Source organism: Leclercia barmai (assembly GCF_049312895.1).
GTDB classification, from domain to species: Bacteria; Pseudomonadota; Gammaproteobacteria; order Enterobacterales; family Enterobacteriaceae; genus Enterobacter; species Enterobacter barmai.
In genome coordinates, this window is record NZ_JBMNWZ010000001.1 from 1035732 (window position 1) to 1062258 (window position 26527).

General features: G+C 60.0%; 26 protein-coding genes. 15 read left to right on the forward strand and 11 right to left on the reverse strand.

Translation table 11 applies throughout. The features are described 5' to 3' along the window. Nucleotides 1-2 precede the first annotated feature (2 nt). A complete protein-coding gene (gene sppA / locus ACOYA6_RS04825; protein WP_139564805.1) occupies nucleotides 3-1859 on the reverse strand; it encodes a signal peptide peptidase SppA in 1857 nt (618 codons plus the stop codon). A 165-nt stretch (nucleotides 1860-2024) separates the two neighbouring features. Here sppA and ACOYA6_RS04830 point away from each other — a divergent pair, with 165 nt between their 5' ends. From ACOYA6_RS04830 to ACOYA6_RS04840, 3 genes are all read left to right on the forward strand, one after another. Next, nucleotides 2025-2576, forward strand: a complete 552-nt coding sequence (locus ACOYA6_RS04830; protein WP_039029033.1) for an NAD(P)H nitroreductase — start codon at nucleotides 2025-2027, stop codon at nucleotides 2574-2576. A 117-nt stretch (nucleotides 2577-2693) separates the two neighbouring features. After that, nucleotides 2694-3737, forward strand: coding sequence for a selenide, water dikinase SelD (gene selD, locus ACOYA6_RS04835; protein ID WP_138368757.1), 1044 nt, complete (start codon nucleotides 2694-2696; stop codon nucleotides 3735-3737). A 4-nt stretch (nucleotides 3738-3741) separates the two neighbouring features. Continuing rightward, nucleotides 3742-5646, forward strand: a complete 1905-nt coding sequence (locus ACOYA6_RS04840) for a DNA topoisomerase III (protein WP_422654136.1) — start codon at nucleotides 3742-3744, stop codon at nucleotides 5644-5646. A gap of 93 nt (nucleotides 5647-5739) precedes the next feature. Here the strand turns inward: ACOYA6_RS04840 and gdhA are convergent, their stop codons facing one another. Next, nucleotides 5740-7083, reverse strand: a complete 1344-nt coding sequence (gdhA, locus tag ACOYA6_RS04845; protein ID WP_039029036.1) for an NADP-specific glutamate dehydrogenase — start codon at nucleotides 7081-7083, stop codon at nucleotides 5740-5742. 235 nt (nucleotides 7084-7318) lie between these two features. Between gdhA and ACOYA6_RS04850 the strand changes: the two genes are divergently transcribed. Then, nucleotides 7319-7594 carry a YnjH family protein gene (locus tag ACOYA6_RS04850; protein WP_138368759.1) on the forward strand — a complete coding sequence of 92 codons (276 nt, stop codon included), beginning with the start codon at nucleotides 7319-7321 and terminating at the stop codon, nucleotides 7592-7594. Here the strand turns inward: ACOYA6_RS04850 and ACOYA6_RS04855 are convergent. After that, nucleotides 7545-7970 (reverse strand): pyrimidine (deoxy)nucleoside triphosphate diphosphatase, encoded by a 426-nt coding sequence (locus ACOYA6_RS04855; protein ID WP_422654137.1) that lies wholly within the window; start codon nucleotides 7968-7970, stop codon nucleotides 7545-7547. The two genes, ACOYA6_RS04850 and ACOYA6_RS04855, sit on opposite strands and share 50 nt — an antisense overlap. Nucleotides 7971-8037: 67 nt before the next feature. Between ACOYA6_RS04855 and ACOYA6_RS04860 the strand changes: the two genes are divergently transcribed. After that, nucleotides 8038-8610, forward strand: a complete 573-nt coding sequence (locus tag ACOYA6_RS04860; protein ID WP_039029039.1) for a carboxymuconolactone decarboxylase family protein — start codon at nucleotides 8038-8040, stop codon at nucleotides 8608-8610. Further along, on the forward strand, nucleotides 8603-9226 hold the full coding sequence (locus ACOYA6_RS04865) for a CDP-alcohol phosphatidyltransferase family protein (RefSeq protein ID WP_422654138.1): 624 nt from the start codon (nucleotides 8603-8605) through the stop codon (nucleotides 9224-9226). Before ACOYA6_RS04860 ends, ACOYA6_RS04865 begins: the two co-directional genes overlap by 8 nt. Here the strand turns inward: ACOYA6_RS04865 and ACOYA6_RS04870 are convergent, their stop codons facing one another. The 6 genes from ACOYA6_RS04870 to xthA form a co-directional block, all read right to left on the reverse strand. After that, nucleotides 9227-10534, reverse strand: a complete 1308-nt coding sequence (locus ACOYA6_RS04870) for a rhodanese-like domain-containing protein (RefSeq protein WP_422654139.1) — start codon at nucleotides 10532-10534, stop codon at nucleotides 9227-9229. An 87-nt stretch (nucleotides 10535-10621) separates the two neighbouring features. Then, a complete protein-coding gene (locus ACOYA6_RS04875) occupies nucleotides 10622-11254 on the reverse strand; it encodes an ATP-binding cassette domain-containing protein (protein WP_422654140.1) in 633 nt (210 codons plus the stop codon). Further along, nucleotides 11254-12789, reverse strand: coding sequence for an ABC transporter permease family protein (locus ACOYA6_RS04880; protein WP_422654141.1), 1536 nt, complete (start codon nucleotides 12787-12789; stop codon nucleotides 11254-11256). The genes ACOYA6_RS04875 and ACOYA6_RS04880 overlap by 1 nt, the downstream gene beginning before the upstream one ends. Further along, nucleotides 12762-13925, reverse strand: a complete 1164-nt coding sequence (locus ACOYA6_RS04885) for an ABC transporter substrate-binding protein (protein ID WP_422654502.1) — start codon at nucleotides 13923-13925, stop codon at nucleotides 12762-12764. Before ACOYA6_RS04885 ends, ACOYA6_RS04880 begins: the two co-directional genes overlap by 28 nt. A 21-nt stretch (nucleotides 13926-13946) precedes the next feature. Then, the gene (locus ACOYA6_RS04890; RefSeq protein ID WP_422654503.1) at nucleotides 13947-14627 is read right to left on the reverse strand and encodes a TVP38/TMEM64 family protein; all 681 of its coding nucleotides are present in this window, start codon (nucleotides 14625-14627) and stop codon (nucleotides 13947-13949) included. 6 nt (nucleotides 14628-14633) lie between these two features. Next, entirely contained in the window at nucleotides 14634-15443 is an 810-nt protein-coding gene (xthA, locus tag ACOYA6_RS04895; RefSeq protein ID WP_422654142.1) for an exodeoxyribonuclease III, read from the reverse strand. Between the two features lie 444 nt (nucleotides 15444-15887). Here xthA and astC point away from each other — a divergent pair, with 444 nt between their 5' ends. The 7 genes from astC to ves all read left to right on the forward strand — a co-directional run bounded on the left by astC (nucleotide 15888) and on the right by ves (nucleotide 23590). Then, nucleotides 15888-17108, forward strand: a complete 1221-nt coding sequence (gene astC, locus ACOYA6_RS04900; RefSeq protein WP_422654143.1) for a succinylornithine/acetylornithine transaminase — start codon at nucleotides 15888-15890, stop codon at nucleotides 17106-17108. Then, complete coding sequence (gene astA / locus ACOYA6_RS04905) at nucleotides 17105-18139, forward strand: arginine N-succinyltransferase (protein WP_039029046.1); 1035 nt, start codon at nucleotides 17105-17107, stop codon at nucleotides 18137-18139. Before astC ends, astA begins: the two co-directional genes overlap by 4 nt. Further along, nucleotides 18136-19623 (forward strand): succinylglutamate-semialdehyde dehydrogenase, encoded by a 1488-nt coding sequence (gene astD / locus ACOYA6_RS04910; protein ID WP_422654144.1) that lies wholly within the window; start codon nucleotides 18136-18138, stop codon nucleotides 19621-19623. The genes astA and astD overlap by 4 nt, the downstream gene beginning before the upstream one ends. Beyond that, complete coding sequence (gene astB, locus ACOYA6_RS04915; RefSeq protein WP_039029048.1) at nucleotides 19610-20935, forward strand: N-succinylarginine dihydrolase; 1326 nt, start codon at nucleotides 19610-19612, stop codon at nucleotides 20933-20935. The genes astD and astB overlap by 14 nt, the downstream gene beginning before the upstream one ends. Before the next feature lie 10 nt (nucleotides 20936-20945). Then, complete coding sequence (gene astE, locus ACOYA6_RS04920) at nucleotides 20946-21911, forward strand: succinylglutamate desuccinylase (RefSeq protein ID WP_422654145.1); 966 nt, start codon at nucleotides 20946-20948, stop codon at nucleotides 21909-21911. A 338-nt stretch (nucleotides 21912-22249) separates the two neighbouring features. After that, nucleotides 22250-22738 carry an ATP-independent periplasmic protein-refolding chaperone Spy gene (gene spy / locus ACOYA6_RS04925; RefSeq protein WP_039029050.1) on the forward strand — a complete coding sequence of 163 codons (489 nt, stop codon included), beginning with the start codon at nucleotides 22250-22252 and terminating at the stop codon, nucleotides 22736-22738. A gap of 294 nt (nucleotides 22739-23032) precedes the next feature. Beyond that, a complete protein-coding gene (gene ves, locus ACOYA6_RS04930; RefSeq protein WP_039029051.1) occupies nucleotides 23033-23590 on the forward strand; it encodes an environmental stress-induced protein Ves in 558 nt (185 codons plus the stop codon). On the opposite strand, the gene cho is transcribed toward ves, so the two are convergent. After that, entirely contained in the window at nucleotides 23559-24446 is an 888-nt protein-coding gene (gene cho, locus ACOYA6_RS04935; RefSeq protein ID WP_422654146.1) for an excinuclease Cho, read from the reverse strand. The two genes, ves and cho, sit on opposite strands and share 32 nt — an antisense overlap. An 85-nt stretch (nucleotides 24447-24531) precedes the next feature. Beyond that, nucleotides 24532-25359, reverse strand: a complete 828-nt coding sequence (gene nadE / locus ACOYA6_RS04940) for an ammonia-dependent NAD(+) synthetase (RefSeq protein WP_039029053.1) — start codon at nucleotides 25357-25359, stop codon at nucleotides 24532-24534. Nucleotides 25360-25590: 231 nt separating this feature from the next. Here nadE and osmE point away from each other — a divergent pair, with 231 nt between their 5' ends. Further along, entirely contained in the window at nucleotides 25591-25932 is a 342-nt protein-coding gene (gene osmE / locus ACOYA6_RS04945) for an osmotically-inducible lipoprotein OsmE (protein WP_039029054.1), read from the forward strand. Nucleotides 25933-26207: 275 nt separating this feature from the next. Continuing rightward, on the forward strand, nucleotides 26208-26525 hold the full coding sequence (chbB, locus tag ACOYA6_RS04950) for a PTS N,N'-diacetylchitobiose transporter subunit IIB (RefSeq protein WP_039029055.1): 318 nt from the start codon (nucleotides 26208-26210) through the stop codon (nucleotides 26523-26525). Nucleotides 26526-26527: the final 2 nt, after the last annotated feature.

A 26527-nucleotide genomic window follows, 5' to 3' on the forward strand; every position in this document is an offset into this window, starting at 1 on the left:
GATTATCGTACGTTAGCGCAGGTGAGGCAGAACGCGTAGCGGTTTTGCGGATCGTTAAAGGCGGCCAGCTTGTCGCCCTCCGCTTTGACCGCTTTCGCCGCCGTGGCGACCGGAGCAGGCAGGTAAGCCTGCATCGCGTCCGGCAGCATGGCTTTTACCGAGCCGGAGAAGCTGTCCATCACCAGATCCATAAAGGTCGGCTCATCCTGATAGAAATCGATGTGCCACTGCTTCAGTTTCGCCAGCTCAGCGGCCTTCGCCACGGCATCGTCGAAGTCGCCCAGGTTATCCACCAGACCGTTGTTCTTCGCATCCTGGCCGGTCCAGACGTGACCCTGCGCAATCTGGTCGATCTGCTCCGGGGTTCGCTTACGGGAGTCGGCCACCAGGGTGATAAAACGCTTATAGCCGTTCTCAATGCTGAGCTGCATCATCTGCGACACTTCCGGCGGCAGCGCCTTGGTTACGGAGATGTCGGCCAGCGGTGATGTGGCGACGCCGTCGGTGTGCACGCCCAGATAGTCAAGGCTGTTTTCGACGGTGTTAATCACCCCGAAGATGCCAATCGAGCCGGTGAGGGTGCTCGGGTTCGCCACGATGTAGTTCGCCGGGGTGGAGATCCAGTAGCCACCGGATGCCGCCATACCGCCCATCGAAACCACCACCGGCTTACCGGCGGCGCGCGCGGCTGCCAGTTCAGCACGGATCACTTCTGATGCGCTGACGCTGCCGCCCGGGCTGTTGACCCGCAGGACGATGGCTTTCACTTTCGGATCGAGACGCGCGTCGCGGATCTGTGCGGCGGTGGTATCACCCCCGACGTTACCCGGCGTCTCTTCGCCATCCATAATCGCCCCGTTAGCAAAGACCACGGCGATGCTGTCCCCGGTATCGGCCGGTTTTTTCGCCTGATAATCGTAGAAGCTGATGGCGCTGAAGTTCTTCTCCTCTTTGCTCCAGCCGAACTGTTTGGTCAGGGATTTTTCAACCTCGGCGCTGGAGCCCAGAGCATCCACCAGTTTGTTGTCCAGAGCATATTTCGCGGTATCGCCATCCACCTTACGCAGCCCGTCCAGCACGCCCTGCGCGCCCGGGAACACCTGCTCAGCGGTGATCTGACGGTTCGCGGCAACGGTGCTCAGGTAGTTCTGCCACAGCTCGCCAATCCAGCGGCTGTCCGCTTCACGGGCGGCAGGGGACATATCGTCGCGGATAAACGGCTCAACGGCGGATTTATAGGTCCCGACGCGGAAGACGTGGGTGGTGACCTTCAGCTTATCGAGCAGCGATTTGTAATAGAGGCCATTGGTGGCAAAGCCGTGCAGATCCACGCTGCCCTGCGGCGAAAGCCATACTTTGTTGGCAAAGCTCGCCAGATAGTACTGCCCCTGGCTGTAGTTATCGCCCACCGCAATCACCGGTTTGCCGCTGTCGCGGAACTCGCGCAGCGCTTTACCGATGTACTGCATTGAAGGCTGATCCGCCCCGGCAAAGTTTTTCAGATCCAGCACGATGCCGGTAATGTTGCGATCGTCTTTCGCCTGACGAATGGCGTCGACGATATCGAACAGCGAGTTTTCCTGCAGACGGTCGCTGGTAGCGCCAAATAGCTGGCGGCCCAGTACGCCAAGTCGATTGCTGGTGGACGGTTTATCCACCACCACGCCGGTAATATCCAGCAGCAGCGCGCCGCGCCCGGCGTTCTGGCTCTGGCTGGTGGCGCTGAGGTGCATCCAGACACCGACGCAAACCATCACAATAAGGATGAAAAAGAGGTTCATCACCAGGTTGCGGACGAAATTAAGCAGTCGCCACGTCCATTTAAAAAAACCGGCAAGCAGTCGCCAGAGGGTTCGCATGTATTCTCCCTGTCCAGATAATTACCTGTCCGTCCACGCTGGACGGTGTTGTCGGGCTATCGTAATGACCCGACCGTCACTTGTCAGCAGGAATCGCCTGCTACGCTGTAACAAAATCTGCCGTCGTGTTAATTTTGAGTAAATTTCAAGACAGGAGTTAACCCAATGGATGCACTCGAACTGCTTGTTAACCGTCGTAGCGCCTCGCGCCTGGCGGAGCCTGCTCCGGCTGGCGAACAGCTGGACAACATTCTTCGCGCCGGGATGCGCGCCCCTGATCACGGCACCTTACAGCCGTGGCACTTCTTTATCATCGAGGGTGACGGACGCGATCGCTTCAGCACCCTGCTGGAAAAAGGCGCCATCGCTGCCGGCCAGGATGAGAAGGCCATTGAGAAAGCCCGCAACGCACCGTTCCGCGCCCCGATGATCATCGCCGTGGTCGCCAAATGCCAGCCGCAGCACAAAGTGCCGGTATGGGAGCAGGAGATGTCTGCCGGTTGCGCGGTGATGGCGATGCAGATGGCGGCGGTTGCACAAGGCTACAACGGTATCTGGCGCAGCGGCGCGTTAACCGACAGCCCGGTGGTGCGTGAAGGCCTCGACTGCGGCGCAGACGATAAAATCGTCGGTTTCCTCTATCTGGGCACCCCGCAGCTTAAAGCCTCGACCACCGTTTCCGTGCCTGACACCGCGCCTTTCGTCACCCGATTCTGAACATCCTCATAAAAACTGTCTGGATCCTGAGCAAGCGCAGCAGAATTCAGACAGTCATACTTATCACTTAATGGAATGAGCGCTAACATAGTGCAATTGTAATGAAAGGAGATTGTCATGAGCGAGCAAGCCATTCGTTTAACGCAATACAGCCATGGAGCCGGTTGCGGTTGTAAAATTTCACCTAAAGTGCTGGAGACCATCCTGCACAGCGAGCAGGCGAAGTTTGTCGACCCGAACCTGCTTGTGGGCAACGAAACCCGCGACGATGCCGCCGTCTACGATCTGGGCAACGGCACCAGCATCATCAGCACCACCGATTTCTTCATGCCGATCGTCGACAACCCGTACGACTTCGGACGCATCGCGGCCACCAACGCCATCAGCGATATTTTTGCCATGGGCGGCAAGCCGATCATGGCGATTGCGATCCTCGGCTGGCCGATCAATACCCTGGCCCCGGAGATCGCCCGCGAGGTGATCGAGGGTGGGCGTTTTGCCTGCCAGCAGGCGGGGATCGCCCTGGCGGGTGGCCACTCCATTGATGCCCCGGAGCCGATTTTCGGCCTGGCGGTCACGGGCGTGGTACCCACGGAACGCGTCAAACGCAACAGCACCGCTGAAGCGGGCTGCAAGCTGTTCCTCACCAAGCCGCTGGGTATCGGCGTGCTCACCACCGCCGAGAAAAAATCACTGCTGCTGCCAGAGCACAAAGGGCTGGCGACGGAAGTGATGTGTCAGATGAACCTGGCCGGTGCCGCCTTTGCCAATATCGACGGCGTGAAGGCGATGACCGACGTGACGGGCTTCGGGCTGCTGGGCCACCTCAGCGAAGTGTGTCAGGGCGCGGGCGTGCAGGCGCAGCTCTGGTATCAGGACATACCTAAACTGCCGGGCGTCGAAGCCTACATTACCCAGGGCGCTGTCCCGGGCGGCACGCAGCGTAACTTCGCCAGCTACGGCCATCTGATGGGCGAGATGCCTGCCGAGTGGCGCGATCTGCTGTGCGATCCGCAGACCTCCGGCGGCCTGCTGCTGGCAGTAACCCCAGACGCCGAAGACGACGTCCGCGCGACAGCCGCCGAGTACGGCATCACCCTCACCGCCATTGGCGAGCTGGTGACCGCCCGCGGCGGCCGTCCGATGATTGAGATCCGTTAATTCAATGCGGTTATTTATTGCCGAAAAACCGAGCCTCGCCAGGGCGATTGCGGATGTTTTACCCAAACCGCATCGCAAGGGCGATGGCTATATTGAGTGCGGAAACGGGCAGGTGGTGACCTGGTGTATTGGCCACCTGCTGGAGCAGGCCCAGCCGGACGCCTACGACAGCCGCTACGCGCGCTGGAATCTAAACGATCTCCCCATCGTGCCGGAAAAGTGGCAGCTGCAGCCGCGCCCGTCGGTGACTAAACAGCTGAACGTGATTAAGCGGCTGCTGAATGAGGCGACGGAAGTGATCCACGCCGGTGACCCGGACCGTGAAGGTCAGCTGCTGGTGGACGAAGTGCTGGATTACCTGAGTCTGGCCCCGGAAAAACGCCAGCAGGTGCAGCGCTGTCTGATTAACGATCTCAACCCGCAGGCGGTCGAGCGGGCCATTTCGCGTCTGCGATCCAACAGCGAGTTTGTCCCGCTGTGCGTCTCGGCGCTCGCCCGTGCCCGCGCCGACTGGCTGTACGGCATCAACATGACCCGCGCCTATACCATTCTCGGGCGTAACGCCGGGTATCAGGGTGTGCTCTCGGTGGGCCGGGTGCAGACCCCGGTGCTGGGGCTGGTGGTGCGCCGCGATGAGGAGATCGAGAACTTTGTCGCCAAAGACTACTTCGAGGTGAAAGCCCATATCGTCACCCCGAAAGACGAACGCTTTACCGCGGTGTGGCAGCCGAGCGAGGCCTGCGAACCCTATCAGGATGAAGAGGGGCGTCTGCTGCATCGACCGCTGGCCGATCACGTGGTGACCCGCATCCAGGGTCAGCCCGCTGTGGTCACCAGCTATAACGATAAACGGGAATCAGAACCTGCGCCGCTGCCGTTCTCGCTTTCTGCTTTGCAGATAGAAGCGGCAAAACGCTATGGCCTGAGCGCGCAAAACGTGCTCGATATCTGCCAGAAGCTGTATGAGACGCACAAGCTGATTACCTATCCGCGTTCCGACAGCCGCTACCTGCCGGAAGAGCATTTCGCCGGGCGTCACGCGGTACTGAACGCCATTGCCGCGCACGCTCCCGATTTGGTGCCGCAGCCGGTGGTCAACCCGGACACCCGCAACCGCTGCTGGGACGATAAAAAGGTGGATGCTCACCACGCCATCATTCCGACGGCGCGCAGCAGTTCCGTCAACCTGACGGATAACGAAGCGAAGGTCTATAACCTCGTGGCCCGCCAGTATCTGATGCAGTTCTGCCCGGATGCGGTGTTCCGCAAGTGCGTTATTGAGCTGGAGATCGCCAAAGGCAAGTTCATCGCTAAAGCCCGATTCCTCGCGGAAGCCGGGTGGCGCACGCTGCTGGGCAGTAAAGAGCGGGACGAGGAGAACGACGGTACGCCGCTGCCGGTGGTGGCGAAAAACGACGAGCTGCTGTGCGAGAAAGGCGAAGTGGTGGAGCGACAGACCCAGCCACCGCGCCACTTCACCGACGCCACAATCCTCTCAGCCATGACCGGGATCGCCCGCTTTGTGCAGGATAAAGATCTGAAGAAGATCCTGCGCGCCACCGACGGGCTGGGAACGGAAGCGACCCGCGCCGGGATTATCGAGCTGTTGTTCAAACGCGGTTTTCTGCACAAGAAAGGGCGCTATATCCACTCGACGGATGCGGGCCGGGCGCTGATCCACTCTCTACCGGAGATGGCCGCCAGACCGGACATGACCGCGCACTGGGAGTCGGTGCTGACCCAGATCAGCGAGAAGCAGTGTCGCTATCAGGACTTTATGCAGCCGCTGGTGGGCACCTTATTTGATTTGATCAACCAGGCGCGCAACACCTCGGTGAGGGATTTTCGCGGCATGGTGGCGCCGGGCGGCGACAAGAAGAAAAAGTTTAAGAAGAAGAGTGCGGCCTGAGGAATTGCCGGGTGGCGGCTACGCCTTACCCGGCCTACAAAAGCACGAACCGTAGGCCGGGTAAGCGCAGCGCCACCCGGCACAGCCACAGAATCAGATCACACCCTGACCCAACATCGCATCCGCCACTTTCACAAACCCGGCAATGTTCGCGCCGCGAACGTAGTTGGTCTGCTTCTCCTCGCCGCCGTACTCGACGCAGGCGTGGTGAATATCCAGCATGATGTGATGCAGACGCGCATCCACTTTCTCCGCTTTCCAGCCCATACGCGCGGCGTTCTGCGCCATCTCCAGACCTGAGGTTGCCACACCGCCGGCGTTCGCCGCTTTACCCGGTGCGAACAGCACGCCAGCCTGCAGGAACAGGTCGGTGGCTTCGATGGTGGTTGGCATGTTGGCCCCTTCGGCCACCGCTTTCACGCCGTTGGCGATCAGCTGGTGCGCGGCATCCACGTCCAGTTCGTTCTGGGTGGCGCACGGCAGGGCGATATCCACCGGTACGGCCCACGGCTGTTTGCCTTCCAGATAGACCAGCCCGAACTCACGGGCATAATCGGCCACGCGGCCGTCGCGGCTGGCTTTGATCTCGCACAGGCGCGCCAGTTTTTCGGTAGTGAAGCCCGCTTCGTCAACCACGGTACCGCTGGAGTCAGAGGCGGTAATCACCCGCGCGCCCAGCTCCATCGCTTTCTCGATTGCGTACTGGGCCACGTTGCCGGAGCCGGAAACCGCAACCCGCATCCCGTCAAAGCTCATCCCGTGACGCTTCAGCATCGCTTCCGTGAAGTAGACCAGACCGTAGCCGGTGGCTTCCGGGCGGATCAGGCTGCCGCCGAAGGAGAGGCCTTTCCCGGTAAAGACGCAGGCGCTGTTGTTGGAGAGTTTTTTCATCATCCCGGCCATAAAGCCCACTTCGCGACCGCCCACGCCGATATCCCCGGCCGGTACGTCGGTATCCGCGCCCAGGTGACGGTAGAGTTCAGTCATCAGCGCCTGGCAGAAACGCATCACTTCGCCTTCGCTTTTGCCTTTCGGATCAAAATCGCTGCCGCCTTTACCGCCGCCCATAGGCAGGGTGGTCAGAGCATTTTTAAAGGTCTGCTCAAAGCCGAGGAACTTCAGGATCGACAGGTTTACCGACGGGTGGAAACGCATCCCGCCCTTGAACGGGCCAATCGCGGAGCTGAACTGCACGCGCCAGGCACGGTTGACCTGCACCTGATTGCGGTCATCGACCCACACCACGCGGAACTGGATCACGCGTTCAGGTTCAACCAGGCGCTCAAGCAGGGACATCTGACGATAGCGGGGATTTTGTTCCAGGAATGGCCAGAGGGTGGTCATTACTTCACGTACGGCCTGAGCAAATTCGCTCTGGTGCGGGTCACGCTGTTGAACACGATTCAAAAAGGATTCAAGGGAGCAAGCCTGGTCCATAACTATAAGTTCCTCTTATATTAAAGATTGTTCTATTTGTTACAAATATATACATGTTGTTGTGTTTTTCGACTATACCACCCGATGGCCTTTTGAATGCAAGCGAAATTTCGCCGTCCAGATAAATTCATTAAACGCGCCGGGTCATAACAAAAAACGATGACCGGCGGGATTAAAGCTTCGGCCACTTTTTACCGTTATAGTGATTATCAGGACACAACAGGAAGAGACGTCTATGAAGCGTATTGTGATGGCTGTTTTGCTTGGGGTTTTCTCGGCCGGCAGTCAGGCCGACCAGCGGTTTGGCACCGGGGTGGATGTGAATATCCCGCCGGAGATCTTCAGCTCCAGCGGTCAGCGTCCGCCGCCGTGCAACCAGTGCTGCATCTATCAGGATCAAAACTATTCAGAAGGGGCGGTGGTAAAAGCCGAAGGCGTGTTGTTGCAGTGCCAGCGCGATCCTAATGCCCTGAGCACAAATCCGCTGGTGTGGCGTCGCGTAAGAGAATAAACGCTTCAAGCAAAGGGATATCCGCCGGGGCGAGATCGTAATCCAGCGCCTCGCGCGGTGAACACCACACCAGCTGGCTGTGGTAGTGCGTTTGGGGTGCGCCGGTAAATTCCGGTACGTGCCAGGCGTGCAGATTGATGAGTCGCTGCGACACTTCCCGCTGATGGCTGGCGACGTAGTGGGCAGGGCGGGCTTCAATGCCAAGCTCCTCGCGCAACTCACGCACCAGCGCGTCGGGCTGCGTCTCCCCGGTTTCCACTTTACCCCCGGCAAACTCCCACAAACCCGGCTGATCCGCATGCTCAGGGCGTTGCGCCAGTAAAATTTTGCCATCCCGTTCGAGAATAGCGCAGACAACATCGAGTGTTTTTAGCATGATCGTCAATAATGGTTGAGAGAAAAAGAGTTAGGATCTGCGCACTTAACACGCCAGGGAGCATCCTGTGAAAGAGATACCGCCAGTCTGGGTTAAACCCATCGAATCCATCCCCGCCATTCTAACGCCAGTCGCCTCGATGCAGAAAAAACATTATGGCGCGGTGCTTAATCCCCTGCGCTGGTGGGGACGCATGCCCCGGCTCTTCTGGCTGGTGGCGCTGTTTGTCGGCTTTCTGGAGCGTAAAAAATCGCCGCTCGAGCCGGTACTGCGATCGCTGCTGATGACCCGTATCTCGCAGATCTGCCACTGCGCCTTTTGCATCGACGCCAACGCGCTGCGCCTGGCAGAACGCAGCGGTGGGCTGGACAAGGTGCAGGCGGTGGCAACATGGCGCGACAGCAGCCTGTTCAACGATAAAGAGCGCGCCGCGCTGGCCTATGCGGAGGCGGTGACCGCCACGCCGCCGAGGGTTGATGAGACCACCAAAGCGGCGCTGCGCCGTCACTTTGACGATGAGGCGATCACCGAGATGACGGCCCTGATCGCTTTCCAGAATTTGTCGGCCCGCTTTAACGCGGCGCTGGAGATCCCCTCGCAGGGATTGTGTGCAGTGGCAGGAGAGAAACGCGATGCTTGACCGTCACCTTCACCCGCGCATCAAGCCGCTGCTTAACCGGCTGGTGAACACCCTTGATAAACCGGGCATCACCCCGGACGGTATTACGTTGATTGGCTTTGCCATCGGGGTGCTGGCGCTGCCGTTTCTGGCGCTGGGCTGGTATCTGGCGGCGCTGGTGGCCATTGTGCTAAACCGTCTGCTTGACGGGCTGGACGGGGCGCTGGCCCGGCGGCGCGGGCTGACCGATGCCGGCGGTTTTCTCGATATCTCTCTCGACTTCCTGTTCTACGCCCTGGTGCCCTTTGGTTTTGCCCTAGCCGATCCCATTCAGAACGCGCTGCCCGCCGCCTGGCTGCTGTTTGCCTTTATCGGCACCGGGAGCAGTTTTCTGGCGTTTGCGGCGCTGGCCGCGAAGCATGAGATTGATAATCCGGGCTATGCCCATAAGTCGTTTTACTATCTGGGGGGCCTGACGGAGGGGACGGAAACGCTGCTGCTGTTTGTGCTTTTTTGCCTGTTTCCGGCCCATTTCGGCTGGATGGCGTGGGTGTTTGGCGCGTTGTGCTGGCTCACCACCGCAACGCGCATCTGGAGTGGGTATCTGACGCTGAAAAACGTTCAGCGCCAGCCGTGATCACAGTGAACTGTCTGGCCCGCGTTCACCGGTTGCCACAGGGTTCTGCGGGTTGCTGCTCCACTCGTACCAGCCTCCGTCGTAGACGCCGACGTTTTTCCAGCCCATCGCCCGGGCGTACATAAAGGTTTCAGATGCCCGCCAGCCGGTGCCGCAGTAAAACGCCACCTGCTGATCCGCCACGATATGCCACTGCTTCCACATGGCCGCGATATCGTCCGCGCTGCGCATGGTGCCGTCCGGGTTCTTGAAATCTTCCATATGGGTGGCATCGCTCCCCGCGTGGCCCCAGCGTGCGCCCTGAATCTCACCTTTTGGCTTGATGTAGCTGTAGCCGCTGGTGACGCCGGTAAACTCCGGCCACGAGCGGATGCTCACCAGCGAGGCGTCCTTACGATGCAGCAGGCCGCGAGCCTGTTCGGTATTCAGCATCAGCTGCGGCTGCCCGGGAACTGGCGCGCCAAAATCGGCGGCGGGGATCACTTTGCCCGGCGTGCCGCGTTCAACCGGCAGGCCAGCGTCGTCCCACGCTTTCCAGCCGCCATCCAGCAGGCGGACATCTTTCACCCCGGCATACAGCATGATCTGCGCCACGCGCGCGGCGGCATAGACGTCGCGGCCGTAAAGGATCACCGTGGTGTCATGGCGAATGCCATGTTTCGCCAGCATGGCTTTGAGCGCGTCATCGGAGACCTTGTTCCACAGCGGTTCGCTCTCTACCTCGTTGGTGTCGATATAGTCCGCACCGGGAATGTGGCTCAGCAGATAAAATTTCGGCGCGCCCCAGGCGGCCTCAATCACTTTCCACTCCCCGGCAGGGGCGGCGGTCACGGCTTTACCCTGCTGAAGCTGACTGAGCCATTGGGGATAAACCAGCTGTTCGAAGTGGGCGAGGCGCTGCAGGCGCGCCGGGGTTTGCAGGGCGTCACCGAGCAAAGCGATGTGGCTGAAGCCCGCCTCGCTCAGCCGCGCCTTTACGGCCTGGTTATCGCTGTCGCTACCGTATAACGCGATGGGGGTTGTCGGGATCAACTGATGCTGCGTGGCCCAGGCTTTCAGCTGCGCCTCGTTCATCGCGCCAAGCCAGCTGGCAGAAAGATTAAGAGCCGAAGGTTCATGCCCGGAGGTCCCGTTCAGTGCCTGCGGCCAGCCGTTGTAAAAGGCGCTGACGCGGGTATCAATCACCGCGCCTTTTTGCTGTTGAAGCTCAGCCAGGGTGAGGGAATGCGCCATATCAGCGGCGAAAGAAGAGAAAGCGGCGAGACCTAAAGCGGCGGTCAGCGCGGTCAGTTGAGAAACACGTTTCATCGAAATGCCCGTCGTAAGAGAAAAGAGCCGTGATTGTGGCAACCCTCCCGACTAAAAACGTTGCGTTTGCGCAGGTTGCCCTTCGATTCATTGCCACTTCTCCATCGCCAGCACCCGACCGCCGGACGGTACATCGTCCTCGTCGTGGGTCACCTGTACGACCGGAATGCCCAGGCTGCGCACTTCGGCAAACACCCAGCGGCGAAACTGATCGCGGAGCGTTTTATCCAGACGACTGAACGGCTCATCAAGCAGCAGCGCCTGCGGCTGGGCCAGCAGGGCGCGCAGCAGGCTGACCCGTGCGCGCTGCCCGCCGGAAAGCGTGGCCGGATCGCGATGAAAAAACCCGCTCAAATCGGCGGCGTCCAGCGCGTCGTTGACCTGCTGTTTGCGCGCCGCGCCTTTGACCGACGCCGGGAGCGCCAGCAGCAGGTTCTGCCCGACGCTGAAGTGATCGAACAATAGCGCATCCTGGAACAGCAGCCCCAGGCTCCGCTGCTCGGTGGGCAGGGTGTCGCAGCGCCGGGCGTTGATCCACAGCTCCCCTTCGGCGCGAAAATCCGCGGGCAGGGCCCCCACCATCCAGGCAAACAGCGAGGATTTCCCGCTGCCGGAGGGGCCCATCAGGGTGAGGATCTCCCCTGGCTGCACGGTAAAACTGACGTTATGCAGCAGCGTTGTCTGGCGCAGCGAGAGCGAAACATCCTTGACCATCAGCATTAACGTAACCCCTGTCGAAAACGGCCAATCAGCCTGGAAAGTACAATGCAGACGGCGAAAACCAGCATCGGCAGCAGCAGCTGCCACAGCGCCTGCGCCGCCAGCACCGCGCTGCTCCCGCCGCTGCTGAGCGCGACGGCGTCGGTGGTGAGGGTAGCAAACCGTCCGCTCCCCAGCCACAGGGTGGGCAGATACTGCGCCACGCTGACGGAAAAGCCGACCGCGAACGCCGTCAGCGCCGGGCGGATCATCTGCGGGCATTTGATCAGCCAGAAAATTTTAAGCGATCCCCAGCCGAGCGTGCGGGCGGTCAGGATTAGGCGCGGATCGAGCCTGCGCCAGGCCGGTTGCATCACCAGCAGCATCCACGGCAGCACCCACAGCAGATGCCCCCACAGCACGGCGATAAACTGTCCGTCCAGCTGTAACAGCAGCGCCAGCCGATACTGCCCGGCCACCAGCGGCAGGGCGGGAAGGGCCAGCGGCAGCCAGACCCAGAACGCGCCGCGCTGCGGGCCCCACTCGAGCCACAGCAGAATCATTCCCAGCGCAATACCCGCAGAGAGCAGCCCCAGCATCAGGCTCAGCCCGGCCGTCTCGCGCGTGACGCTGGCATTGCCCGCCACCAGCACCAGCACCGCGATGCTGGCGAGACCGGCCAGGGGGAGCAGCACCCCGCAGGCTTGTCCCATCACAAGCGGTCGCGGCGTCGGGCGCTCCCCGGACACCGCCGGGATGGTGCGCCGCCAGCGCCGCCAGCCGATAAACACCGCGATGGCAATCAGTTCCAGCAGCACCAGCAGGATCGCGCATACCAGCATCCCTTTGGCCTGCTGGACGCTGTCGCCCTGCGTCAGCCACTGCCAGGCCAGCACCGCCAGGGTGGGGGGATTACCGGGCCCGAGGATCAGGGCGACGTCCACCACCGACAGCGACCAGGCGATCACCGCCAGCATTACCGCCCCCAGCGCCGGGGCGATGGCGGGCAGGATCAGCCAGCGCAGCGCCTGCCAGCGGCCGTATCCCAGCGAGCGCAGGATCGTCACTTTTTGCGCCAGCTCCTTCTCCGGCAGCGAGGCATAAATCGCCCACATCACGAAGGCGCTCTCCTTGACGGCGAGGGTCAGGCCCAGCCCGATCCCGTAGCGATCCATCATTGGGGAGCAGATCGTACAGACGCGATAGAGCGCGCCCCCTTCGGCAAAAACCAGCAATATGCTGACGGCAAACGCCACGTGCGGGATCGCCAGCAGCCACGGGAGATGGTTGCACAGCCGCCGCCAGTGGCTGCCGGGCCACAGCGCGGCCACCACCGCGAGGGCCAGCATCAGCGCCCCGGCGGCGGCAATCAGCGTAGAAACCAGAGTGGCGATCAGCGCCTGCGGCAACTGCGGATCGGCCGCCAGCGCCCGCCAGCTATCCGCAGAAAAAATCGGCGGCAGCAGCAGGCCGAAGGCGGGCAGTAGCGGCAGATACACCGCGCCCAGCAGCAGCCAGGCCAGGGCGCTTAGTGGGTGCCGTAGCGACGAAGCCATTCCTGCTCCAGCGCGTTAACCCAGGCGGCATGCGGCTCACCAAGGGTCGGTGGAAGATCCGCCGGAATAAACTGGCGCAGCTTTTCTGCCTGGGGGGCAGGCAGTTTCTGCGGGTCAAGCACGCTTGGGTCGCCCCAGTTGGCCGGGTCCGCCTTGCGGATCTGCGCCTCTGGCGAGAGTAAGAAGTTCGCGACGACCTTTGCCCCCGCGCTGGCGGAGGCGTTAGCCGGGATCGCCACAAAATGGACGTTGCCGAGCATTCCCTGGCGGAAGCCAAAGCTGTAGCTGTCCGCTGGCAGCTCCTTGCTGGCGACTTTCTGCCGGGCGTGGGCCGGGTTAAAGGTGATCGACAGGCGTAAATTTCCGCTCGCCAGCAAAGCATCCATCCGCGCCGGAGACGGCGGGAAGTCTTTGCCCTCGCGCCACAGATAAGGATGCAGCTTATCCAGATAGGCCCACAGGGGGGCGGTAATGCGGGCAAAGTTGGCGTTGTCCGGCGGCTGTTTCAGCGCCTCCGGCTGGGTGGTCTGCGTCAGCAGGAGCTGTTCCAGGAACGCGGTGCCGGTAAAGTCGGGCGGGCGGGGGTAGGTGACGGTGCCGGGATGTTTGCTGGCGTATTCCAGCAGCGCCCCGGCGTCCGCCAGCGGCTCAGCAAGCTGTTCGCGACGGGCAATAAAGGTGAGCTGGGCGCTGCCCCAGGGGGATTCAGCCCCTTCGGTCGGAATGGCGAAATCTTCGCTGACCGGTTTGGTTGTATCCACATAGCGCCAGTTGGGGAGGGTTTTTGCCCAGCCGGTCTGCAGCAGCCCGGCGGTTTTCAGGGTGCGGAAGTTCTCCCCGTTCACCCACAGCAGATCCACCGAGCCGTTAGTTTTGCGCCCGGCGCTGGCCTCGGTCTGGATCCGCTTCACCGCGTCGGCGGCATCCGCCAGACGGACAATCTTCAGGTTGATGGCGTAGTGGCTTTTCATTTCGCCGCTCACCCAGTCCAGGTAGCGGTTCACCGCCTCATCGCCGCCCCAGGCGTTAAACCAGACGGTCTGGCCCCGGGCGTCCTGTTTGATTTTCTGCCAGCCGTCATCGGCCAGCGCCTGTCCTGCCATCAGCAGGCCCGTTAACAACATGCAAAAACGCACACGGCGCATAATGCCTCCCTGTTATGGAGAAGTGCGGGAAAAACGGGCCAGCAGCCAGCGGGTGATGAGCGGCAGCAGCCCCAGTAGCGTGAAGGCTAAAACCACGCCGGGCGAGAGGATATCACGCAGCGAGGCGATCTGCCCCAACTGGTGCCCGGCATTCAGATAGACAATCGCCCCCGGCAGCATGCCGAGCTGGCTGACCCACCAGTAGCGTCTCACGCCAAGTGTAGTCACTCCGGCCAGCAGGTTGACCACAAAGAACGGAAACAGCGGCACCAGGCGCAGGGCAAAGAGATAAAACGCCCCGTCGCGGGAGACGCCTTGGTTGACGGTACGCATCGGCCCGGCAAAGCGGCGCTGCACCCAGTCACGCAGCAGGTAGCGGCTGGTAAGCATTGCCAGCGTCGCGCCAAGCGTCGAGGCGAACGAGACCAGCACAATCCCCGGCCACAGGCCGAACAGCGCCCCGCCGAGCAGGGTCAGTAGCGCTGCGCCCGGCAGCGACAGGGTGGTGACCAGCACATAGACGATAAAAAAGAGTGCGGCGCTTTTTAACGGTGTCTGCTGGCAGTAAAGCAGCAGGGCCTGATGCTGCGCCTGGAGATTTTCCAGCGTCAGCATGCCGGGAGGCAGTTGCGTAAAGATGATGCTAAAAGCGCCCAGAAGGGCGCATATAAGCAGAAATTTACCGCGATGTATCCGCATTTACTTCACGTCGAAGGTTGCCCATACCGGGGCATGGTCAGAGGGTTTTTCCATGCTGCGGATCTCGTAGTCGATCCCGGTTTCGATGCAGCGCTCCGCCAGCGGGGCGCTTGCCAGCAGCAGGTCGATGCGCAGGCCACGGTTGTCATCAAAGCCCTTAGAGCGGTAATCAAACCACGAGAAGCGATCCTGGGTTTCCGGGTTGGCGGTGCGGAAAGTATCCACCAGACCCCAGTCCAGCAGGCGTCCCATCCACTCGCGCTCTTCCGGCAGGAAGGAGCACTTCCCGGTGCGCAGCCAGCGCTTGCGGCTGTCTTCGCCGATGCCGATATCCAGATCGGTATAGCTGATGTTCATGTCGCCCATGATCAGCACCGGATTCTCTTTTTTCAGCTCGGTTTCGAGGAAGGACTGCAGATCCTGGTAGAACTTCTCTTTCGCCGGGAACTTCAGGGGATGGTCGCGGCTCTCGCCCTGCGGGAAGTAACCGTTGATCACGGTGATGTTGCCCAGCGGCGAGGGAATTTCCGCCATGATGATGCGGCGCTGGGAATCTTCACCGTCACCCGGGAAGCCGCGGCGCACCGAGACCGGCGTCTCTTTGGTGAGCAGCGCCACGCCGTAATGGCCTTTCTGGCCGTGATAGAAGACGTTGTAACCCAGTTTTGCCACCTCTTCGAGGGGGAACATATCGTCGTGAACTTTTGTCTCCTGCAGGCCGATCACGTCAGGCTGATGCTGGTCGACGAGGGCTTGCAGTTGATGAGGACGGGCGCGCAGGCCGTTGATATTAAAAGAGACAAATTTCATAGTCGCTGCCAGTGCAAGGTGAATAGTGCAAGGATGGTAGCAGAATTTCCGACGGCTGACTCCCGCCGCTGCGTATGTTCGGCCAATTACTGCGACAGCTTGTATCAACGGTGCAATTTCTGCACCGTTCTGGCGCGTAACGCCCTCTGATGGCGCGTAAAAGCTATACAAATTTCGCGAGCGATCACAATTCCAGAATTATATTTGGCCTATGCATAATATTTCTGTTTTTCCTTCGGTAAAGCGCCGCTTGTTGTAAAAATATTCACTTTTTATGCAATAACAGTGAATAACTCCATATTGTAACCTGTTGATATTTCGTTAACTCATCCCGTTTATGCATTTTTATCGCTGGCTGGCACGAACGCTGCAATCTACATTCACAGGGCAAACACATAAATATTTAACATTTTATCAACCTTTTATTTACCGGGTGAGGTCGCTATGTCTCTGTCAATTACGCGTGAAAACTTTGATGAATGGATGATGCCGGTTTACGCCCCGGCGGCTTTTATTCCGGTACGGGGAGAGGGCTCGCGCCTGTGGGATCAACAGGGTAAAGAGTATATCGACTTCGCCGGCGGTATTGCGGTCAATGCCCTGGGACACGCCCATCCGGCCCTGCGTCAGGCGCTGAACGATCAGGCGGCGAAGTTCTGGCATACCGGCAACGGCTACACCAACGAACCCGCGCTGCGTCTGGCGAAAAAACTGATCGACGCCACCTTTGCGGAAAAAGTGTTCTTCTGTAACTCGGGCGCGGAGGCCAACGAAGCCGCGCTGAAACTGGCGCGCAAATATGCTCACGATAACTTCGGCAGCCAGAAAAGCGGCATCGTCGCCTTCAAAAATGCCTTCCACGGCCGCACCCTGTTTACCGTCAGCGCCGGCGGGCAGCCTTCCTATTCCCAGGACTTCGCGCCGTTGCCGCCGGATATCCGCCACGCGGTCTATAACGATCTGCAGTCTGCCAGCGAGTTGATTGACGATACCACCTGCGCGGTGATCGTCGAGCCGATGCAGGGTGAAGGCGGCGTGCTGCCCGGGGATAAAGCCTTCCTGCAGGGGCTGCGCGAGCTGTGCGATCGTCACAACGCGGTGCTGATTTTTGACGAAGTGCAGACCGGCGTCGGGCGCACCGGCGAGCTGTATGCCTATATGCACTATGGCGTCACGCCGGATGTGCTCTCCACCGCCAAGGCGCTGGGCGGCGGCTTCCCGGTCGGGGCGATGCTGACCACCGACAAATTTGCCCGCGTGATGACCGTCGGCACCCACGGCACCACCTACGGCGGCAACCCGCTGGCGTCGGCGGTGGCAGGTCAGGTGCTGGATATCATTAACACCCCAGAAGTGCTGAACGGCGTGAAACAGCGTCACGACTGGTTTGTCGAGCGTCTGCAGGCCATTAACAACAAAACCGGCCTGTTCAAAGAGATTCGCGGTCTGGGGCTGCTGATCGGTTGTGTACTCACGGACGAATTCGCCGGAAAAGCTAAACTTATTTCACAGGAAGCGGCAAAAGCGGGCGTGATGGTATTGATCGCCGGGGCTAACGTGGTGCGGTTTGCGCCTGCGCTGATTGTCAGCGAAGAAGAGGTGCGGACCGGGTTAGATCGCTTTGCGCTTGCCTGTGAACAGGTGAAGTCCGGGGTGTCATCATGATGGTCATCCGTCCCATTGAGCGCGGTGATTTACCCGCCCTCATGCAGCTTGCCGGTAAGACGGGAGGCGGGCTGACCTCGCTTCCCGTTGATGAAAATACGCTCTCGGCGCGCATCGAGCGCTCCATCGAGACCTGGCAAGGGACGCTGCCGAAAGGCGAACAGGGTTATGTGTTTGTGCTGGAAGATACCGACACCGGCACCGTAGCGGGGATCTGCGCCATTGAGGTGGCGGTGGGCCTGAACGATCCCTGGTACAACTACCGCGTGGGCACGCTGGTGCATGCCTCGAAAGAGCTGAACGTCTACAACGCGCTGCCGACGCTGTTTCTCAGTAACGATCACACCGGCAGCAGCGAACTGTGCTCGCTGTTTCTCGACCCGTCATGGCGCAAGGAGGGCAACGGCTATCTGCTTTCCAAATCGCGCTTTCTGTTTATGGCCGCTTTCCGCGATCGCTTTAATGAAAAAGTGGTCGCCGAGATGCGCGGCGTGATCGACGAAACCGGCTTCTCGCCGTTCTGGAAAAGCCTGGGCGAACGCTTCTTCTCCATGGAGTTCAGCAAGGCGGACTACCTGTGCGGCACCGGGCAGAAAGCCTTTATCGCCGAACTGATGCCGAAACACCCCATCTATACCCATTTCCTCAGCCCCGAGGCGCAGGCGGTGATTGGCGAAGTGCATCCGCACACTGCCCCGGCGCGCGCGGTGCTGGAAAAAGAGGGCTTCCGCTACCGCAACTATGTCGACATCTTCGACGGCGGCCCGACCCTGGAGTGCGATATTGACCGGGTGCGGGCGATCCGTAAAAGCCGTCTGGTGGAGGTGGCCGAGGGCCAGCCTGCGCCGGGGGAATTTCCGGCCTGCCTGGTGGCAAACGAGCAGTATGACCATTTCCGCGCCACGCTGATCCGCGTGGATCCTGATTGTGAACGTCTGGTGCTGACCCCTGCGCAGCTGGATGCCCTGAAATGCCGCGCTGGCGATCGTATTCGCATGGTGCGCCTGTGCCCCGAGGAGAAAACGGTATGAACTTATGGATTAACGGCGACTGGGTCACCGGCGAAGGTGAACAACGCAGCAAACACAACCCGGTAGGCCAGGAGTTGCTCTGGCAGGGGGCGGACGCCAGCCCGGCGCAGGTTGAACAGGCCTGCCGCGCGGCGCGCGGCGCGTTCCCCGGCTGGGCGAAGCTGCCGTTCAGCGCCCGCCAGGCGATTGTTGAGAAATTTGCTGCCCTGCTGGAGGCGAATAAACAGGAGCTGACCAGCATTATTGCCCGCGAAACCGGCAAGCCGCGCTGGGAGGCGGCGACCGAAATCACCGCCATGATCAACAAGGTCGCCATTTCGATAAAGGCCTACCACACCCGCACCGGCGAGCAGCGCACCGAGATGGCAGACGGTGCCGCCACGCTGCGCCATCGCCCGCACGGCGTGCTGGCCGTGTTTGGCCCCTATAACTTCCCCGGCCATCTGCCGAACGGCCACATCGTGCCCGCGCTGCTGGCGGGCAACACTCTGATCTTCAAGCCGAGCGAGCTGACGCCGTGGAGCGGTGAGGCGGTAGTCAAACTGTGGGAGCAGGCCGGGCTGCCGCCGGGCGTGCTTAATCTGGTGCAGGGCGGACGCGAAACCGGCCAGGCCCTGAGCGCCCTCGGCGACATCGACGGGCTGCTGTTTACCGGCAGCGCCGGGACCGGCTATCAGCTGCACCGCCAGCTCGCCGGTCAGCCGGAAAAAATTCTGGCCCTTGAGATGGGCGGCAACAATGCCCTGATCGTCGATGACCCGTCGGATATCGACGCCGCGGTTCACCTGACGATCCAGTCAGCCTTTATTACCGCCGGGCAGCGCTGCACCTGCGCCCGTCGCCTGCTGGTAAAAAGCGGGGCAGAAGGCGATGCCTTCCTGGCCCGTCTGGTCGAAGTGAGCGGACGCCTGCTGCCGGGCGAGTGGGATGCCAGCGACCAGCCGTTTATCGGCGGGCTGATCTCCGAGCAGGCGGCAAAAAATGTCTATCACGCCTGGCGGGAGCATGTTGCCCGTGGCGGCCAGTCGCTGCTGGAACCGCGTCTGGTGAAAGCGGGCACCTCTTTACTCACCCCGGCCATTGTTGAGATGACCAACGCGCGCGACGTGCCGGATGAAGAGGTCTTTGGCCCACTGCTGTGCGTCTGGCGCTACGACGATTTTGACCAGGCCATCGCCATGGCGAACGCCACGCGCTACGGCCTGTCGTGCGGGCTGATCTCCCCGGATCGCGAGCGCTTTGACCAGCTGCTGCTGGAGGCCCGCGCCGGGATCGTTAACTGGAATAAACCGCTCACCGGCGCGGCCAGTACCGCACCCTTTGGCGGGGTGGGGGCCTCCGGCAACCATCGCGCCAGCGCCTGGTATGCGGCAGATTATTGCGCCTGGCCGATGGCGAGCCTCGAGACAGCCGCCGTCGTCCTGCCGGAGCAGCTGAATCCGGGTCTCGATTTCACACGGGAGAAGCGTCATGAAAGCGCGTGAAGTTAACTTCGACGGGCTGGTGGGGCTGACCCACCACTACGCCGGGCTGTCGTTCGGCAATGAGGCCTCTACAAAGCACCGCTTTCAGATCTCCAACCCACGGCTGGCGGCAAAGCAGGGTCTGTTAAAGATGAAGGCGCTGGCCGATGCGGGCTTCCCTCAGGCGGTGATCCCGCCCCAGGAGCGGCCCAACGTCGGCGTGCTGCGTCAGCTTGGCTTTACCGGCACGGACGAGCAGGTAGTGGAAAAGGCAGGCACCCAGATGCCGCAGCTGCTCTCCGCCGCCAGCTCCGCTTCCTCTATGTGGGTGGCCAACGCCGCCACGGTGGCCCCGTCTGCGGATACCCTCGACGGGAAAGTGCATCTGACGGTGGCGAATCTGAATAACAAGTTTCACCGCGCCAGTGAGGCCGGCACTACGGAACAGGTGCTGCGCGCCATCTTCCGCGATGAATCCCGCTTCAGCGTGCATACGGCGCTGCCGCAGGTGGCGATGTTCGGCGACGAAGGGGCGGCCAACCATAACCGTCTCGGCGGCGATTACGGCGAGCCGGGCCTGCAGCTGTTTATCTATGGCCGTGACGAGGGGGCTGGCCGCGCGCCTGCCCGCTACCCGGCCCGTCAGACTCTGGCCGCAAGCCAGGCCGTGGCCCGCCTGAATCAGGTCAATCCGGGGCAACTGATGTTTGCCCAGCAAAACCCGCTGGTGATTGACCAGGGTGTGTTCCATAACGACGTGATTGCGGTATCAAATCGTCAGGTGCTGTTCTGCCACGAGCAGGCGTTTGTCGATCAGCCCGCGTTGTTGCAGTCCCTGCGCGATCGCGTGCCCGGCTTTATGCCTATTGTGGTGCCGACCGGGGCGGTCCCGGTGCAGGACGCGGTGGCAACCTACCTGTTTAACAGCCAGCTTTTGAGCCGCGACGACGGCAGCATGATGCTGGTCCTGCCCCAGGAGTCGCAGAACCACCCGGGCGTCTGGCGCTACCTGAGCCAGCTGGTGGCAGAGGATAACCCCATCAGCGAACTGCGGGTGTTCGATCTGCGTGAAAGCATGGCCAACGGCGGCGGTCCGGCGTGTCTGCGCCTGCGCGTGGTGCTGACCGCCGAAGAGCAGCGGGCGGTGAACCCGGCGGTGATGATGAACGATACCCTGTTCAACACGCTTAACGACTGGGTGGATCGCTACTATCGCGACCGTCTGACCCAGGCCGATCTGATCGACCCGCTGCTCCTGCGGGAAGGGCGCGAGGCGCTGGATGCCCTGACGCGCATTTTGCAGCTCGGCTCCGTCTATCCGTTCCAGCAATAAAGGAGGCGTTATGGAAAACTTTCTGGCGCTGACGATGGCCGATGAACCCCCCGCCCAGCGCGAAGGCAACGGGGCGTCGTTTCACTGGCGCTGGCTGGCACGCGGCGTGCTGGAGCTAACCCCGGAGGCGGCAAGCGAGCGCGCCCTGGTGCTCTCTGCCGGGATCCACGGCAACGAAACGGCCCCGGTGGAGATTGTCGACCTGCTGGTCAGGGCACTGTTTCGCGGTGAACTGACCTTGCGCTGCCGTCTGCTGGTCATCTACGGCAATCCTCCGGCGCTGCGGGCCGACAAGCGCTACCTGACCTGCGACATCAATCGCCTGTTCAGCGGGCGCGGAGCGCAGTTCCCGGCCTGCAATGAGACCGAACGGGCGGTGTTGCTGGAGACGCTGGTTGAAGCCTTTTACCAGCAGGCGGGGGCCGATCGCTGGCATCTCGATCTGCATACCGCCATTCGTGCCTCTTATCATGAGCGATTTGGCGTGCTGCCCCAGCGCAGTCAGCCCTGGGACGAGGCCTTTATTGAGTGGCTGGGGGATGCCGGGCTTGAAGCGCTGGTGTTTCATCAGGCACCTGGCGGTACCTTTACCCATTTCACCTGCGAGCGTTTTGGCGCGCTGGCCTGCACGCTGGAGCTGGGGAAAGCGCTGCCGTTCGGGCATAACGATCTGACGCGCTTTGCCACCACCCATCAGGCGCTGCGGGCGTTGCTGAGCGGTGTGGCCTCGACGCCGCACGCTGAGCCAGTGGAGCAGTATCGTGTGGTGCAGCAGATCACCCGGCGCAGCGAGGCCTTTGTCCTGCATATGGCCGGGCATACCCTCAACTTTACCCCTTTCCGCCAGGGCGTTTTACTGGCAGAGGATGGGGACGAGCGCTACGAGGTGCAAAAGCCGACCGAGTACGTGCTGTTCCCCAATCCGGCAGTGGCCTTTGGCTTACGCGCCGGGCTGATGCTGGAAAAAATCGGCTGATAAATACCTGGCCCCAATAAGCGCAACGCGGCGGGGCCGGTTATTCACGCACTCATTTCATTATCACTGCTTTTATTACAGATTATTCCTGGCTGTTTGCTTTATTATTAATCTGTTTGTCGGTATACTCCTTCACAATCTCTTTAAAATCATGTTATTGCATATTTCTGTTTCAACTCTCCACGCTTTATCCTTATTTTCTCCATATTTGACGATAATTTGTTTTTTACACTTTCATTGTTTTACTGTTGCTCTGACTAATTGACGATAAACCCCGTAAAGTGAATCTCGTCAACACGGCATAGCGCCGAAGAATAACTGAAAGGAAGGACAAAATTATGCGTAAATTAACTGCACTGTTTGTTGCCTCTACCCTGGCTCTGGGCGCTACCAGCGCGGCGTTCGCCGCAGATACCGCCACCACCACGGCAGCACCGACCGAAGGCAAAATGATGCATCATAAAGGTAAGCCGGGTATGCATCACGACATGATGTTTAAAGACCTGAACCTGACCGATGCGCAGAAACAGCAGGTTCGCGACATCATGAAAAGCCAGCGTGACCAGATGAAGCGTCCGCCGGTAGAAGAGCGTCGCGCAATGCATGACATCATCGCCAGCGACAGCTTCGATAAAGCGAAAGCCGAGGCGCAGGTAGATAAGATGGCCGAGCAGCATAAAGCCCGCATGCTGGCGCACATGGAAACCCAGAACAAGATCTACAACATTCTTACCCCGGAACAGAAAAAGCAGTTTAATGCCAATTTTGAGAAGCGTCTGACAGAACGTTCAGCGCCGGAAGGTAAAATGACCCCACCAGCCGAATAATCGGTTCAGCCATTCAAGACCGCCGGAGTCCTGTTCACCCAAGCATATTCGCTGTGGACAGGTCCGGCGGTTTTTTCTTTTCCTGCCTCTTGCCAGCCGCCGCCATCCCGGTATTCTCCTGTTATCGATCTGCAGAATGTGTTTGAAATGTCTGACGTTACTTTTTTTCATCGTCGGACTAAGGCCCACCCGCACATCTGCCGATATTGATCCGCAGCGACCTAATGATAACAAACAATAAGCAACCGCCCCCGGCGGGGTGCTCTGGCGCGCATTGCGCCATTTGGAGTGGTGATGGACTTTTTTGATATCCGCAAAATGCCGGTTAACCTCTGGCGCAACGGCGCAGGCGAGACGCGCGAAATATGTTGTTTCCCTCCTGCAACCCGGGACTTTACCTGGCGCGCCAGTATTGCGTCCCTTGCCAGCAACGGCGATTTTTCCGTTTCGCCCGGCATCGACCGGGTGATTACCCTGCTGGAAGGGGGAGAAGTGAAGCTGGATGGCGGGCAGGCGTTTAACCACACCCTGCGACGTCATCAGCCCTTCAGCTTTGCCGGAGAGTTGCCGGTCAAGGCGCAGCTGCTGGAAGGACAGATGTCGATGGACTTTAACATCATGACCCGCCGGGACATCTGTCGGGCGAAGGTGCGGGTGGCGGATCGCACCTTCACCACCTTTGCGTCACGCGGCGGGGTGGTCTTTGTGCTGAGCGGGGCCTGGCAGCTGGGCGACAAGCTGCTCACCGCCGACCAGGGCGCGTACTGGCATGACGGCGACCATACCCTGCGGCTGCTCAAGGCAGAGGGCACGCTGCTGTTCAGCGAGATTTTCTGGCTTCCGGGTCACTGAGCGGAATGATCTCATAGTTGCCCGCCAGCAGCGGCTTGCAGAGAATTTTATACCCATCCTGATCAAAACCGGCGGGGGCGCGCAGCAGTTCCGCCGCCTCGTCGAGGCTGTCCACCGCGCCCAGCCAGAGCCAGTTATGGATGATATGGTAATGGGTCATCTCCGGGCGCGACTCTTTCAGCGCCACGGCGCAGTCCCACGGCCAGCAGGTGACGCCAATCGCCTGCAACCCTTCAACCAGTCGCTGCTGGTGATCCTCAACGCTCTCTTTTCCGCAGCACGCCCCCGCACAACGCTTCAGCGCCGAACGGAAACAGGCCCGCCCGCGGGTTAACGACTCCAGCCCGAGCAGGCCATAACAGAGCTGGCGCTCATCGGCCAGCGCCTGCAGGGTTTGCAGCGCCGCCCGGCGATTAGCAAACAGGCCAAACAGGTTCGGCGTGTGGGAGAAATCCACCTCCCGGGCATACACAATCTGCGGTTTTCCCTCGGTGATCTGCAGCGAGCAGAGCTGGCGATTGCGGCGTAACCGTTTATTGAACAGCGGCTGCTGCTCCTTGATTAAACGCGCTTCCAGCAGCAGCGCGCCCAGCTCACCGGCGGTTTGCGTCCAGGTGATCCGCCGGGACTGGCGCAGCATGGCGGCCTCGTCCGGGGTGCGCAGATGCGACAGCACCCGGCTGCGAATATTGACGCTCTTGCCTATATACAGGGGCATGGCGTCGCTTTCGCCATGAAAGAAGTAGACGCCAGGCTGTTTGGGCAGAGCCTCAAGCCACGGGCGAAGATGTTCGGGATATTCATAGATGGCGGCCGCTTCGAATTCAAGCCGCGGTGCCGATTGACGCCTGCTCACAACATACTCCTGATACTGTTCAGGCATACAGTGTAGCAGCAGTTATGTGGTTAAAAAAGAGGCGGCAGACGCCGCCCCTGCAGAATTACTGTTTCCAGAAGTCGTCGAATACCGTGATCGGCGGACGACGTTTGTGCTCAGTCTTCAGGTACCAGCCTTCAATAATGCGGGCGGTGCCTTCGTCCAGGGTCTTGCCTTCCAGATAATCATCAATGTTTTCATAGGTCACGCCCAGCGCGGCTTCGTCTGGCAGGGAAGGGCGATCGTCTTCCAGGTCCGCGGTTGGGGCTTTCTTATAGAGATGCTCCGGGCAGCCCAGCGCGGCCAGCAGCTGTTTGCCCTGGCGCTTGTTGAGACGGAACAGCGGGTTGATGTCGGTGCCGCCGTCGCCATATTTGGTGAAGAAGCCGGTCAGCGCCTCTGCGGCATGGTCGGTACCCACCACCACGCCGCTGGTCATCCCGGCGATGCTGTACTGGGCTTTCATACGCTCGCGGGCTTTTTCGTTGCCGCGGACAAAATCGCTCAGCTCAATGCCGGCTTCACGCAGCGCTTTTTCGCTGGCCAGCACCGCTTCTTTAATGTTTACGGTCAATACGCGATCGGGCTGAATAAAGGCGATGGCATCCTGACAGTCCTGCTCGTCGAACTGTACGCCGTAAGGCAGGCGCACGGCGATAAACTGCAGGTCGTTGTTGCCTGTCTCTGCACGCAGTTCACTGATAGCCATCTGGCTCAGTTTACCGGCGAGCGTGGAGTCCTGTCCGCCGCTGATGCCCAGCACCAGCGTCTTCAGGAACGGGAAGCGGGTTAGATAGGATTTCAAAAAATCAACGCTGCGGCGGATCTCGTCTTCCGCATTGATGGTGGGTTTGGCACCCAGCGCCTGGATAATCTCTTGTTGTAGAGCCATCTGGCCCCTCCGTTACACAAATTTGCCTGATGAATGTTCTGTTAAAGCTAACCTGTCATGCGGAAAACGACAAGGATCACAGATTTGAATGCAGCGAATTAGAGCGATTCAGCAGGTTATATTGGTTTTACAGGAATTTTCCTAAAAAACTCTGCCGTCACGCTTAGGGTTGAAAAATGTGGTTTTCTATTCCAGGCTTACTTAACACGCTGATAAACAAGAGGACGGAATATGAACAAGAACGTAGCAGGAATGTTAGGCGCAGCGGCTGTACTGACTTTACTGGCGGGCTGTACCGCCTATGACCGCACAACAGATCAGTTTAAAGAGCCAGTAGTAAAAGACGTTAAAAAAGGGATGACCCGTGCTCAGGTTGAGCAACTGGCCGGCAAGCCGTCATCAGAGGTGACGATGATCCACGCTCGCGGTACCTGCCAGACCTACATCCTGGGTCAACGGGATGGTAAAACCGAGACCTATTTTGTTGCATTAGATGACACAGGTCACGTTATGAACTCCGGCTATCAGACCTGTGCCGAATACGACACCGATCCACAGGCGCCTAAAGCCTAATCAGGCTCCTTCCTGAGCAGACAGACAAACCGGCCCTCTGGCCGGTTTTCTTTTTGCCGCCCCGCAATCTTATTTCTTATCGCGAATTATTTGCCTGAAATGTGAAGGCAGTCATAACCGCAGGTCAATGAGAGACAATTCCAAAACATTCTGGATTATCCCCAGCAATTCCCTTGCCGTATACTCATCCCATCAGACAGGCCAGCGAGACGAGACGCCAGGTAACGGCGCTGATATCGCGGCTAACGCGGTGGCCATATAAGAGGGAAGTCATTATGGAAAAGAAACATATCTATCTGTTTTGCTCAGCGGGCATGTCAACGTCACTGCTGGTGTCAAAGATGCGCGCGCAGGCAGAGAAGTACGAAGTGCCGGTTGTGATTGAAGCCTTCCCGGAAACCCTGGCGGGTGAGAAGGGCACCAGCGCAGACGTCGTGCTGCTGGGTCCGCAAATTGCGTATATGTTGCCGGAAATTCAACGTCTGTTACCGAATAAACCGGTGGAAGTGATCGACTCTGTGCTGTACGGCAAAGTGGATGGTTTGGGTGTTCTTAAAGCTGCTGTAGCGGCGATTAAAAAAGCTGCTAATTAATT